The organism is Streptomyces milbemycinicus (genome assembly GCF_002154605.1).
GTDB lineage: Bacteria > Actinomycetota > Actinomycetes > Streptomycetales > Streptomycetaceae > Streptomyces > Streptomyces milbemycinicus.
The window spans coordinates 1-11573 of sequence record NZ_MUNE01000264.1; the positions used below are offsets into that span (position 1 = coordinate 1).

Below are 11573 nucleotides of genomic sequence, written 5' to 3' on the forward strand. Positions count from 1 at the left end.
GCTGCTGCTGCATGTGCTGCTGCTGCGGCATCTGCGGTGGGGCCGGCGGTCCCGGGGGGCCCGGCGGCGGATAGCCGTATCCGGGCGGCGGGGGCGGCTGGGACATCCCAATTCTCCTTCTCGCAGGGGTGGTCGCACGGGTCACACGAATATGTGGACCGGCAATGTGAACCGGCAGCGAGAAGGATTTCTATCAAACACGCGCCATTAATGCACGCCGCGGGGTCCGGATTCCCGGAAAACCGCAGTTCACGAGATTACTGATCTAAATTCCAGTGGAAATGTTCCGCGGATTATTTTCCGAATTCGGTCTGCCGGTGGCCGAGCACCGTACGCACATAGTCCTCGACCGTCGCCTCGAGCCCCACGTCCCGGCCCGCCCGCTCGGACAACGACCAGCGGTGTTCGAGCAGTTCATGGTAGATCTGCGCGGTATCGGTCGAACCCCGCAGCTCCAGGGGCACGGCCCGTACGGTGGGCCGGAAGACATCGCGGACCCAGCGGTGCGCGAGCACCTCCGGGCGCGCACCGAGCGGATCGCCAGGAGCGTAGTCGTCCTGCGAGACCATCCAAGTCTCCAGGTCGTTGAGGAGGCTGCGCGCCTGATTCTCCTCCGCGTCGACACCGGTCAGCCGCAACAATTGCCGCTGATGGTGCCCGGCGTCCACGACTTTCGGCAGAAAAGTGACCGTATCCCCGTCCGGCGACCGCTGGATCTGCATTTCCGCGACATCGAAACCGAGATTGTTCAGCCGCCGCACCCGCCGGTCGATGTAGTGCCGCTTGGCCAGCGGATAGACCGACTCGCGGGTCAGCTCGTGCCACAGCTCGTCGTACCGCTCGACGATCTCCCGGCCGAACAGCACCGGATCCACGGAGGGGTGCAGCGACCCGCCCGCCTCCAGGTCCATCAGCTCGCCCGCGATGTTCACCCGGGCGACCTCGAGGTCATAGCTGCGCTGCCCGCCCGACAGCCGCGGATGGAGCTGCCCGGTCTCCGCGTCCACCAGATACGCCGCGTACGCGCCCGCGTCCCGCCGGAACAGCGTGTTGGACAGCGAACAGTCGCCCCAGGCGAAGCCGCTCAGATGCAGCCGCACCAGCAGCACGGCGAGCGCGTCGAGCAGCCGCTTGATGGTGCCGGGCCGCATCGTCGTCTCGAACATCGACCGGTACGGCAGCGACCCCACCAGATGCCGGGTGATCAGCGCGGGCTCCAGCGGCTCCCCACGCTCATCGGTCCGCCCCGTGACCACCGCGACCGCGTCCACGGCGGGCACGGCCAGCCGGTCCAGATCCCGCAGCAGCCCGTACTCCCGCACGGCCGCCCACTCGCCGACCTCCTTGACCGCCACCACCTCCCCGCCCGCCCGCGCGAACCGTACCACATGGCGCGAGATGCCACGCGGCAGCGCGACCAGATGCTCATCCGGCCACTGCTCCAGCGGGACGCTCCACGGGAGGTCCAGGAGAGCGGCCGGGTGCTCGGGGGAGGTCGCGGTGATTTTGAGGTCCATGGAGAAACCAGTGACACACCAGCGCGCTGGAGTCCAGGTCTCGGCGCCCGGCAGCGACGGGTATCACACCTGGCCGGGGGCCGTTGTCAGACCCTCGCCGTACGGTTCTCCCAACGCCGTCCACACCGGAGGGGCCATGACCTTCGCCGCCCGTCTCGTCACCACGCTCGCCACGCCCTTGGACCTTGCCGTGGCGGACGCTCCGTCGCCGCAGGCAGGGCCGGAGGCGCGGCTGGTCGTGCAGCGCGGCGACGCCGAGGTGGTGGCGTACGACCTCGATGAGTACGCCGCGGTGGGCGAGGCCGCGGTGGTCCGCTTTCCGGCGCCCTGGCCGCGCCGGTTCGGCACCGTCACCGTCTCCCCGCGCCTGGACCTCGCCGTCTTCGCCGGGGTGCACGCGCTGCGCGCCGTGGATGCGACGGGCGCGGTGCGGTGGGAGGTCCGGCACGGCTGCTGGGACGGGAGCTGCCGCGAGCTGCACACGTCGTTCGACGAATACCCCGACTCCCACGGTCATCTGTACGCCGACAGCGGCTCGGCGGCCGTCGCGGCCGACGGCAAGCTGGTCTGGGCCCACATCCGCGGTCCGCTCGCCTCGGATGCCGACCCCGATCCGGGCGCGCTCGACGAATGGCTGGTGCTCGACGCCGCCGACGGCAAGGTGCTGGCCCGGGTGGACGCGCAGACCGCGGCCGCCGGATCGGAGCATGTGCCGCACCCCGACCCCGGGCAGATGGGCCTGAGCGTCGGCGAGGGCCAGGACGGGGTGCCGCTGCTGTGGGGCCGCTGGGACGGCCGGACGCTCACCGTGGACCGGCTGGGCGGCGACGACTGGGTGCTGCTGGCGGTCAGCCCGTCCGGCAACCGCTTTCTGACGGTTACGCACTACCAGGAGACGCTTGCCGTGCACCGCGGCGCGGACGGTTCGGTGCTCGCCGAGGCGGACGCCGCGACCGCCGTGCCCCGCCACCCCGAGATGCCCCCGGACAGCGACGAGGACGAGCCGTGCTGGGACTACTACGCCGGCTTCCTCGACGAGGACACCGTCATCACGGGCACGGCCGGAAGCGACGAGGAGTTCGGCGGCGAGCGCCACTGGCTGCTGGACGCGGCGCGGATGAGCGTCACCGGGCAGATCGACTACCCGTTCGCCATATCCGGCTGGCCCACGGCGCTGGGCGACGGCACCTGGCTCACCCGCTCCGAGGCAGGGGACGCCCTGCACCTGTGGACGCTATGAGACCCAGCTGATCAGGCTGCGTTGATTCAGGTCAGGGTGTCCAGCCAGTGGGTGAGGCGGGCCCCCTCGCGGGTCATGATCTCCGGGTCGCGCAGGGCGTTGGAGAGCAGGGACATGCCCTGGTAGGCGCCGATGAGCGCGATGGCGAGCCCGTCGGGGTCGGCCACGCCCATCTCGCGGAACTGCCCCTCCGCCCAGTCCAGCAGCTGCCGGAAGGCCCGGCCCGCCGCGAGGTCGAGGCCGCCCTCGGTGCGCTTGTCGACTTCGACGGCGAGGGTGCCCGTGGGGCAGCCGTAGCGGGCCGCGGTGTCGCGCCCGCCGACCCACGCGGCCACGAGCGCCTTGAGGCGTTCGCGTGGGTCGGGGAGCTGGTCCAACTGGTCGGTGAGGGTCTTCAGATGGGAGACGTGCTCGGTGAGGGCCGCCTCGACCAGCTCGTCCTTGGTCTTGAAGTAGTAGTACACATTGCCCGCCGGGACATCGGCGGCGCGGGCGATATCGGCGATGGTCGTGCGCTCCACGCCCTGCTCGTGCAGGACCCGTGCCGCGGCGGCGGTCAGCCGCTGCCGCTTGCCGACGGCCTTCTGCCGGCGAGGTGGCGCATCCGCTGAGTCAGTCACCCGACTAACTATAGACAACCGGTGGTCGAAGCGTGCTAGCGTCTGTCTCAGCGGAGTTAGTCAGCCGACTAACTCACTTCTGAGGCTCTTGGCGTAGGGAGATCGACATGATCGTGGTAACCGGTGCGACCGGAAACGTCGGACGGACGCTGGTGCGGACGCTCACCGAGGCTCAGGTGCCGGTGACGGCCGTGGCCCGGCACATCGCCGACGCCGACGCGGCCCCGGAGGTACGGGCGGTGGCCGCCGATCTGGCCGAACCGGCCGGTCTGCGGGACGCGTTCGAGGGAGCGGAGGCGCTGTTCCTGCTGGTGGCGGGGGAGGACCCGCAGGGCATCCTGGGCGTGGCGAAGGCCGCCGGGATCCGCAGGGTGGTGCTGCTGTCCTCCCAGGGCGCGGGGACCCGCCCGGACGTGTACCGGCACGCGGGCCAGTTCGAGGCGGCCGTACGGGGATCGGGGCTGGACTGGACGATCCTGCGGTCGGGCGGGCTGGACAGCAACGCCTTCGCCTGGGCCGAGCCGATCCGTACGGCGCGGCAGGCCGCGGCGCCGTTCGGCGACATCGGCCTGCCCTTCGTCGACCCCGACGACGTGGCCGCGGTCGCCGCCGCCGTGCTGCGCGACCAGGCCCCCCACCAGGGCGCCGTCTACACCCTCACCGGCCCCGCCCCCACCACCCCGCGCGAGCGGGCCGCCGCGATCGCGGCCGCGCTGGGCGAGCCGGTGCGCTTCACCGAACAGACCCGCGAGGAGGCCCATGAGCTGATGGCGCGGTTCATGCCGCTGCCCGTGGTCGAGGGCACCCTCGCCCTCCTGGGCGCGCCGACCGAGGAGGAGCAGCAGGTCAGCCCCGACGTCGCGGACATCCTGGGCCGGGCGCCTGGCGCCTTCGCCGCCTGGGCCGAACGCAACATCGCGGCCTTCCGGTGAGGGTGCCGGCGAGCGCGTCGGCCGAGGACTTCCTCGCCGAGCCGCACATAGCCACCCTGACCACCTTGCGCCCCGACGGCTCGCCCCATGTGGTCGCGGTGCGCTTCACCTGGGACGCCCGGGCGGGCCTCGCCCGCGTCCTGACCGTCGACACGACGCGCAAGGCCAGGAACCTCACCGCCGGGCCGGGCGGGCGCGCGGCGCTCTGCCAGGCGGTGGGGTTCCGGTGGGTGACGCTCGAAGGTTCTGCCACCGTCCACGACGCACCCGAGCGGGTGGCCGAGGGCGCCCGCCGCTACACCGCGCGCTACGGGACGCCGCCGCCCGCCCCGCCCGGCCGCGTGGTCATCGAGATCTCGGTCGACCGCTTCACCCGCCTCAACCTCCCTTGAACGGACCGGACAAAGGAACCGACCATGCCTGTTCTCCACATCCACGACTCGACCATGTACTACCGGGAGTCCGGCACCGGAGTGCCGATCGTCTTTCTGCACGGCAACCCGACCTCCTCCTACCTGTGGCGGCACGTCATGCCGGCCGTAGGGGCCGGACGGCTGCTGGCCCCCGATCTGATCGGCATGGGTGATTCGGGCAAGCCCGATATCGACTACACCTTCGCCGACCACGCCCACTATCTGGACGCCTGGTTCGACGCGCTCGACCTTCAGGACGTGGTGCTCGTCGGGCACGACTGGGGTGGCGCGCTGGCCTTCGACTGGGCCGCGCGCCATCCGGACCGGGTGCGCGGCATCGCGTTCACCGAGACCATCGTCAAGCCGATGGCCTGGGAGGAGTTTCCCGAGGGCGGCCGGGAGCTGTTCCGGGCGATCAAGACCGACGGCGTCGGCGAGGCAATGATCCTCGACGAGAACGCCTTCATCGAGCAGGCCCTGCCCGGCACCGTCGCCACCCCCCTCAGCCCGGGCGACCTCGACGTCTACCGCAAGCCCTACCCCACCCGGGAGAGCCGGCTGCCGCTTCTGCAGTGGCCGCGCTCGATGCCGCTGGGCGGTGAGCCCGCCGACGTCGTGGCCAGGATCGAGGCGTACGACCGGTGGCTGGCGGCCAGCCCCGAAGTGCCCAAGCTGCTGCTGACGTATCAGCCCGGGCCGGGGGCCATGATGCATGCGGACACCATCGCGTGGTGCGCGGCCAACATCGCCGGTCTTGAGATCGAACACTCCGAGGCCGTCGCAGGCCATCACACCCCCGAGGACCAGCCGGCACTGATCGCCGCGGCCATCTCCGCCTGGGCGGACCGACTCGGCCTTCGTTCCCGATGACCGGCAACCGCGGACGGGTGATCAGCGTGTCATAGGGCCATAGGCCCGGCTACGGAGGAGTACGACATGCGCGACCGAAGCGGCCACGGGCGACGCTCTCACCAGGGCCGGTACCTGGTCCGGGCCCTGCTGATCGGCTGTGTGCTCCTCACCCTCGGCGCCGTGGGCTGGGCCGCTGTGGCGTACGCCACCCACGACGCCGACTCCCGCCCGACACAGCAGAAGTCCGCGGAACGCCAGGCGGGCCTGGCCCCCGACCAGCACCCGAACATCGGCCGCTACTACATCCCCGGGTACGCCCGCATCCAGAACGGCACCGCGGTCCTGCGCTACACCATCGAGGGCGCCGGAGACTCCACCGTGGCCGACTTCCTGCGCACGTACGAGATCGGGGGCAGGCCCCGCACCACCGGGCCCACCGAGATCACCTACACCGACCGCGTGGACGGAGCGCGCCGCACCATCGTCATCGCCTACGACGACCCGGACACGGACCCGACGAAGGAGGACATCCCGGCGCGCATCACCGTCACCGCCGGGCCGCCCGGCGGCGCCTGAGGGGACCCGGCTCAGCCGCGCGGACCCGGCTCAGCCGCGCGGACCCGGCTCAGCCCAGCGGGCGCGGCTGCGGCCACCGCTGATCGGCGGCCCAGTCCGCGAAGGAGGTCCAGGCGATGCCCGGGAAGTCGGCGCGCAGCGCGGGGATGTCCACGGAATAGCCGGTCTCCGCGAGGAACGTGAACATGGCCCCCATGTCCGCGCTCGCCTGCCGGACCAGGTCAAGCGGCACATGGCGGTACTCGACCGGGCCGCGGGCCGCCGCGCTGATCGCCTGGGCCATCTGCCGCGGCGTGGGCGCGTCGCCCGCGACCTCCACCCGGCGGCCGATCCAGCGCTCTGGGTCGGCGATCACGGCGGCCACCACCGCCCCCAGGTCGCGGCGGGCGATCTGCTGGAGCGGGGTGTCGGCGGGGACCGCGAGGGACAGGGTGCCCTGGGCGATCTCGTCCAGGCCGCCCATGGTGTTCTCGAAGAAGTACGTCGGCGCGACCACGGTCGCCGGCAGGCCCGCCTCGGCCAGCACGCGCTCGATCCGCGCCTTGCTCTCGAAGTGGGGGATGCCGGTGGAGCGGTCCGCTGAGGCCACCGAGGCGAGCACCAGATGCGCCAGCCCCGCCCGCCCGGCGGCCTCGATGATCGCCTGGCCCTGCCGGACCTCCGCGTCCGTGCCCGACTCGAACGGCGTGGTCACCGCGAAGGCGGCGGCCGAACCGTCGAAGGCCGCTGTCAGCGACGCCGTGTCGGACAGGTTGCCGGGGACCACGTCCACCCCCTGCTCGGCGAGTCGGCGCGCCCGCGGTTCAGCGGGGTTGCGGACCACGGCGCGGACGCCCTGCCCCGACGCCAGCAACGCCTGTGTCACCGCGCCGCCCTGTCCACCGGTGGCTCCCAGCACTGTGATCATGAGTACTCCGTTACTTCGTAGAACAGCCGAGTAGCACAGCCGAGGCCGACGGCCTCGGCACTCGGTGGGCGCGCTTGTGCCCCGTGCGCCCCCATCGTCATACATGATCAGCGAGCGGCCGGCAGCCGCGGTGGTGCCCAGTCGCCGTGTCGGAGGACGGCCTGGACGGTGACGCGGGACGGGGCCAGCCCGAGGGCCGTGCTGCGGGCGGCGATGGCCAGGGGGTGGCGTCGCGGACCCGGGGGGCCGCACCGTCACGCTGCTGACCTGACCAGCGCCCCACCCAGTACGTACGGGTGTTGGTGAACTCGACGATGCCCGCGGCCGCCAGCTCCCGCCCGTATCCGCTCCGCTTCGTGCCGCCGAAGGGCAGCCGCGGATCCGAGGCGACGATCGCGTTGACGAAGGCCGCGCCGCTGGTGACGCGGCGCGCCAGGGCCACACCGCGGGCCGGGTCCGCCGTCCATACGCTCAGGCCGAGCCCGTACGCGGTGGCGTTCGCGAGCCGGACGGCGTCCTCGTCGTCCCGGGCGACGGCGAGGGCGGCCAGCGGGCCGAAGGTCTCCTCGTCGAAGGCGGCCATGCCCGGTCCGGTGTCCGCCAGGACGGTCGGCTCGTAGAAGTAGCCGTCGCCGGGCAGGGGGCGGCCTCCGGTGAGGAGGCGGGCCCCGGCGGCCACGGAGTCCTGGGCCTGCCGGTGGATCGCCGCGCGCAGATCGTCCCGGGCCAGCGGGCCGACCTGGGTGTCCGGCTCCCGCGGGTCGCCGACCCGCAGCGCCTCGACACCGGCCACGAACGCGGAGGTGAAGGCGTCCGCCACCGACGCGCTGACGATGAACCGCTTCGCACAGACGCAGCTCTGCCCGGAGTTGGCGAAGCGTGCCTTCACGGCGGCCGCCGCGGCCGCCCCGACATCGGCGTCGTCGAGCACCACGAAGGCGTCCGAACCCCCCAGCTCCAGAACGGACTTCTTCGCCGCGCGCCCCGCCGCTGAGCCCACGGCCGCACCCGCCCGGTCGCTTCCCGTCAAGGTCACGGCGGCGACACGGTCGTCCTCGATGAGCCGGGCCGTGACCTCGGGCACCTCGCGGTCCGCGATCAGCAGCGCGGTCACCAGGTGCTCGGGGAACCCCGCCGCCACGAACAGGTCCTGCAAGGCCAGCGCACTCCCGGTCACGTTCGACGCGTGCTTCAGCAGAACGCCGTTGCCCGCCACCAGCGAGGGGATGGCGAAGCGCATGACCTGCCAGACGGGGAAGTTCCACGGCATGACCGCCAGCACAAGACCCAGCGGCTCATGGGACACCCAGGCCGCCTCGGCGGCGTCGACCTCGATGTGCTGGTCGGCGAGGATGGCCGGGCCCTGCCGCGCGTAGTACTCGGCGGTGAGGGCGGACTTCTCGACCTCGCCCTCCGCCTCCCGCACCGGTTTGCCCATCTCCGCCACGACCAGGGAGGCGAGAGCGCCCCGGCGTTCGCGCAGCGCGCGGGCGAGGCGGGCGGCGCGGGCCGCCCGTTCGGCGACCGGGACCAGCGCCCAGGCGCGGCTCGCCGTATGCGCCCGCGCCACGGCCGCCTCGACGCGCTCCGCGCCCCACCCTTCGACGGCCGATATGAGCCGGCCCGTAGCGGGGTTGACGACCTTGATGGCGGTGTCGCTCATGCGGTGGGCGCCCCTCCCTTGTCGTGCTCGGAAAGGTGCGCGAAGGTCTCGCCGGTGGCGGTGATGGTCCGGGTGACATCCCGTCCGCCGTAGACCCAGTAGATCCGCATCACGCCCTCGCCCCGGTTGAAGAACCGGTGCGGAACGCCGGCCGGGACCCAGGTGGCCTGGCCGGGCTCCAGGCCGAAGAGCTCGCCGTCGATCTCCGCCGTCGCCTCGCCCTCAAGGATCAGCACCGACTCCTCGACGTTGTGGCTGTGCAGCGGTAGTCCGGTACCCGGCTGGAACACGGTCTGGCCGGTGGTGATGACGGCCGTGGCGGAGTTCCACTTGCCGACGTAGGGGAGGGTGGCGACACCTCCGCCACGGTCGAAGCGTTCGACCTCGTCGGGGTGGATGAGCAGGTTCGGTGGGGCGGGCTCGGTGCACATGAGGGTTGGGTTCCTTTGTATCGGGTTCATTCGCAGGGACACGTGGGGCGGGTCAGGAGTGGTGGAACAGGCGGCGCGAGAGGGTGTTGACCTGGCTCCCGGGCACCACGTACTTCGCGGCGGCCGCGCGCCAGACCGCGAAGTGCGGGGCGGAGCGGTGGGCCCCGACGGCGGCCTCGTCGTCGTAGATCTCGTGGAAGACGAAGTGGTGGTCGTCGTCGAGATCGCAGACGACGTCGAAGGAGCGGCAGCCGGGTTCGTCGTGGAAGGAGCGCTCGGCGTTCTCCTCGATGGCGGCCAGGAAGTCATCGCGGCGGCCGGGGACGACCTGCAGGGATACGGTCAGCGCGATCATGCGGGCAGCTCCTCGGAGATGGTGGTCGGTGTGGGCAGAGGCGCGCCGGTGGTGGCGGCGACGCGGGTGAGGGAGCGCCAGGTGTCCTCGGCGACCGCGATGCCCTCGGTGCGCAGCCGCTCGGCGGTACGGGCCTCCGGCTCGCCCGGGACGAAGACCTCGGCCACGCCCGGCGCGGTGGGGGTGGCCTTGGTCTCCTCGATCAGCGTCTCCATCCGCCGCTCGAACTCGGCCGGTTCGGCCATCGCGCGGATGTCCAGGCAGATCAGCAGATGGCCCACGCCGCTGCGGCCCGTCGGCCGGTACGGACCGACGACCGAGGCCCCGAACGCGCTGCCGGTGAGCACCCCGGCCAGCACGTCGAACATGAACGAGATGGCGTACCCCTTGTGGCCGGCCATCGGCAGGATCAGCCCCTCGACGGCCCGGCGCGGATCGGTGGTCGGCACGCCGTCGGCGTCGGCCGCCCAGCCCTCGGGGATCGGCCGCCCGCGCTCCTTCGCGTAGTAGACCTTGCCGCGCGCCACGGCGGTGTTGGCGATGTCCATCACGACCGTGCCGTAGCGGCCGCCCGGCGCGGCGATCGACCAGGGGTTGGTGCCGGTGCGCTTCTCCCGCCCGCCCCATGGGGCCATCGCCGGGCTGGCGTTGGTGGCGAGGATCGCGACACAGCCCCGTGCGGCGGCCTTGCGGGTGTAGTACGCGGCGGTGCCGAAGTGGCCGGAGTTGCGTACGGCCACCGCGCTGATCCCATGCTCCCGGGCCCGTTCGACGCCCCGGTCCACCGCCCGGTCGGCGAGCACCTGACCCAGCCCGTCCCGGCCGTCCACGACGAGCACCGCCCCGCCGTCACTCACGATCCGCGGGTCGGCGACCGGGGCCGTCGCGCCGCTGGCGAGTCGGTCCAGGTACCACGGCAGGCGCAGCATCCCGTGGGAGGGATGCCCCCATAGCTCCGCGGTCACCAGCGTGTCCGCGAGCAGGCGGGCGTCGTCGGGCGGTACGCCATGGGCTTCGGCGGCGGCGGTGGCGAACCGGAGCAGGTCGGCGGCGCGGACGGTATGCGGCATGAGGCTGTCCTCGCGTCAGGGTGAACACAGGGCTGGGTTGTATCCGCTCCTGTATACAGCAGCGCGTACAAGGAAGCCATGGGGAGGGGGTGGGGTGGAGGCGGTCCCGTACCGGCGGTTCTGTTGCGACCATGCTTCGGGATGTAGTACTTCTTATACATGAGCGAGCAGGTGCACAACAGATTGGCGATGGTGCGCGCCGAGCGGAAAGTGTCGCGTCAGAGCCTGGCCGAGTCGGTAGGGGTGCATTACCAGACCATCGGCTATATCGAGCGAGGGCAGTACAACCCGAGCCTCGACCTGGCGCTGAAGATCGCGAAGTTCTTCGGCCTGCCGGTGGAGGCGCTGTTCTCGCTCGAGCCGTTCCGGCCGCTCACGGACGAGGTCTACGGGAGGAAATAGCCATGCCGACGACTCGAATGACCGCATATGACCGGCGCATGGTGCGGCTGATGAACAACCCCCAAGGGCGGGCGCTGTACGCCACGGCCGCACGCCGACGCCTGGCCGTCGCCGTACACATCACGCTGACCGCGGCCTTCGGGGCGCTGATGGCCCGCCTCTATCTCGCGGAGTCCGAGCAGATGTGGGCCATCGTCGTGATGGCGGTGCTGCTGCTGCCCTGGATGATCGCGACGGGGGTGATCAACGCCGCCACCCGCGGTCTGCTGGAACTGCGTGAACGCGCCCTGGACGAGCGGCAGTCGGCCGAGCGCAGCCGGGTCCTGGCCCGCGCCCACCGGGTGATGACCCTGCTGCTGGTCACGGTCGCGGCCGGGCTGCTGATGGCGGGTGCGGCCGGCGGCGATGCGCCCAGGGCCTATGTGGCGCCCGTGCTCATCGCCGCCCTCGTCCCCCACTGGCTGATGCCGCTGTGGGTGGGCGGCCTCATGGCCCAGGACGAGCCGGCCGACGACGAGGGGCTTGCGGTTCAGCCCGGCTGACCCGGCAGGCCCGGCCGACCTGACTGACCGGCGGGGCCGGCGGGGGCCAGCGG

Annotated in this window: 14 protein-coding genes; 7 read left to right on the forward strand and 7 right to left on the reverse strand. The window is 72.0% G+C overall.

What is annotated here, in order from left to right; all coding sequences use genetic code 11:
• Window positions 1–293 precede the first annotated feature (293 nt).
• On the reverse strand, window positions 294–1517 hold the full coding sequence (locus CCN51_RS21515; RefSeq protein ID WP_014179773.1) for a DUF4032 domain-containing protein: 1224 nt from the start codon (window positions 1515–1517) through the stop codon (window positions 294–296).
• 136 nt (window positions 1518–1653) lie between these two features.
• On the opposite strand from CCN51_RS21515, the gene CCN51_RS21520 reads away from it, so the two are divergent.
• Complete coding sequence (locus tag CCN51_RS21520) at window positions 1654–2757, forward strand: hypothetical protein (protein ID WP_014179774.1); 1104 nt, start codon at window positions 1654–1656, stop codon at window positions 2755–2757.
• A gap of 26 nt (window positions 2758–2783) precedes the next feature.
• Here the strand turns inward: CCN51_RS21520 and CCN51_RS21525 are convergent, their stop codons facing one another.
• Window positions 2784–3377, reverse strand: a complete 594-nt coding sequence (locus tag CCN51_RS21525) for a TetR/AcrR family transcriptional regulator (protein WP_014179775.1) — start codon at window positions 3375–3377, stop codon at window positions 2784–2786.
• A gap of 107 nt (window positions 3378–3484) precedes the next feature.
• Here CCN51_RS21525 and CCN51_RS21530 point away from each other — a divergent pair, with 107 nt between their 5' ends.
• The 4 genes from CCN51_RS21530 to CCN51_RS21545 all read left to right on the forward strand — a co-directional run bounded on the left by CCN51_RS21530 (window position 3485) and on the right by CCN51_RS21545 (window position 6150).
• Entirely contained in the window at window positions 3485–4309 is an 825-nt protein-coding gene (locus CCN51_RS21530; RefSeq protein WP_014179776.1) for an SDR family oxidoreductase, read from the forward strand.
• 2 nt (window positions 4310–4311) lie between these two features.
• A complete protein-coding gene (locus CCN51_RS21535) occupies window positions 4312–4701 on the forward strand; it encodes a pyridoxamine 5'-phosphate oxidase family protein (protein ID WP_014179777.1) in 390 nt (129 codons plus the stop codon).
• A 24-nt stretch (window positions 4702–4725) separates the two neighbouring features.
• Window positions 4726–5592, forward strand: coding sequence for a haloalkane dehalogenase (locus tag CCN51_RS21540; protein ID WP_014179778.1), 867 nt, complete (start codon window positions 4726–4728; stop codon window positions 5590–5592).
• Between the two features lie 66 nt (window positions 5593–5658).
• The gene (locus CCN51_RS21545) at window positions 5659–6150 is read left to right on the forward strand and encodes a hypothetical protein (RefSeq protein WP_014179779.1); all 492 of its coding nucleotides are present in this window, start codon (window positions 5659–5661) and stop codon (window positions 6148–6150) included.
• Between the two features lie 49 nt (window positions 6151–6199).
• Here the strand turns inward: CCN51_RS21545 and CCN51_RS21550 are convergent, their stop codons facing one another.
• From CCN51_RS21550 to CCN51_RS21570, 5 genes are all read right to left on the reverse strand, one after another.
• Window positions 6200–7057, reverse strand: a complete 858-nt coding sequence (locus tag CCN51_RS21550; RefSeq protein WP_014179780.1) for an NmrA/HSCARG family protein — start codon at window positions 7055–7057, stop codon at window positions 6200–6202.
• 97 nt (window positions 7058–7154) lie between these two features.
• Window positions 7155–8720 (reverse strand): aldehyde dehydrogenase family protein, encoded by a 1566-nt coding sequence (locus tag CCN51_RS21555; protein WP_014179781.1) that lies wholly within the window; start codon window positions 8718–8720, stop codon window positions 7155–7157.
• Window positions 8717–9151 (reverse strand): cupin domain-containing protein, encoded by a 435-nt coding sequence (locus CCN51_RS21560; protein ID WP_014179782.1) that lies wholly within the window; start codon window positions 9149–9151, stop codon window positions 8717–8719. Before CCN51_RS21560 ends, CCN51_RS21555 begins: the two co-directional genes overlap by 4 nt.
• A 52-nt stretch (window positions 9152–9203) precedes the next feature.
• Complete coding sequence (locus tag CCN51_RS21565; protein WP_014179783.1) at window positions 9204–9506, reverse strand: putative quinol monooxygenase; 303 nt, start codon at window positions 9504–9506, stop codon at window positions 9204–9206.
• Window positions 9503–10576 (reverse strand): Ldh family oxidoreductase, encoded by a 1074-nt coding sequence (locus tag CCN51_RS21570; protein WP_014179784.1) that lies wholly within the window; start codon window positions 10574–10576, stop codon window positions 9503–9505. Before CCN51_RS21570 ends, CCN51_RS21565 begins: the two co-directional genes overlap by 4 nt.
• A gap of 159 nt (window positions 10577–10735) precedes the next feature.
• On the opposite strand from CCN51_RS21570, the gene CCN51_RS21575 reads away from it, so the two are divergent.
• Complete coding sequence (locus CCN51_RS21575; protein ID WP_014179785.1) at window positions 10736–10978, forward strand: helix-turn-helix transcriptional regulator; 243 nt, start codon at window positions 10736–10738, stop codon at window positions 10976–10978.
• A gap of 2 nt (window positions 10979–10980) precedes the next feature.
• Complete coding sequence (locus tag CCN51_RS21580; protein WP_043487628.1) at window positions 10981–11520, forward strand: hypothetical protein; 540 nt, start codon at window positions 10981–10983, stop codon at window positions 11518–11520.
• Window positions 11521–11573: the final 53 nt, after the last annotated feature.

Bases quoted from the DNA above. Each gene is read 5' to 3' on its own strand.
- CCN51_RS21565 (WP_014179783.1), bottom strand. From the start codon at position 9,506: ATGATCGCGCTGACCGTATCCCTGCAGGTCGTCCCCGGCCGCCGCGAT.
- CCN51_RS21520 (WP_014179774.1), top strand. From the start codon at position 1,654: ATGACCTTCGCCGCCCGTCTCGTCACCACGCTCGCCACGCCCTTGGAC.
- CCN51_RS21570 (WP_014179784.1), bottom strand. From the start codon at position 10,576: ATGCCGCATACCGTCCGCGCCGCCGACCTGCTCCGGTTCGCCACCGCC.
- CCN51_RS21575 (WP_014179785.1), top strand. From the start codon at position 10,736: ATGAGCGAGCAGGTGCACAACAGATTGGCGATGGTGCGCGCCGAGCGG.
- CCN51_RS21555 (WP_014179781.1), bottom strand. From the start codon at position 8,720: ATGAGCGACACCGCCATCAAGGTCGTCAACCCCGCTACGGGCCGGCTC.
- CCN51_RS21560 (WP_014179782.1), bottom strand. From the start codon at position 9,151: ATGTGCACCGAGCCCGCCCCACCGAACCTGCTCATCCACCCCGACGAG.
- CCN51_RS21550 (WP_014179780.1), bottom strand. From the start codon at position 7,057: ATGATCACAGTGCTGGGAGCCACCGGTGGACAGGGCGGCGCGGTGACA.
- CCN51_RS21515 (WP_014179773.1), bottom strand. From the start codon at position 1,517: ATGGACCTCAAAATCACCGCGACCTCCCCCGAGCACCCGGCCGCTCTC.
- CCN51_RS21540 (WP_014179778.1), top strand. From the start codon at position 4,726: ATGCCTGTTCTCCACATCCACGACTCGACCATGTACTACCGGGAGTCC.
- CCN51_RS21530 (WP_014179776.1), top strand. From the start codon at position 3,485: ATGATCGTGGTAACCGGTGCGACCGGAAACGTCGGACGGACGCTGGTG.
- CCN51_RS21580 (WP_043487628.1), top strand. From the start codon at position 10,981: ATGCCGACGACTCGAATGACCGCATATGACCGGCGCATGGTGCGGCTG.
- CCN51_RS21545 (WP_014179779.1), top strand. From the start codon at position 5,659: ATGCGCGACCGAAGCGGCCACGGGCGACGCTCTCACCAGGGCCGGTAC.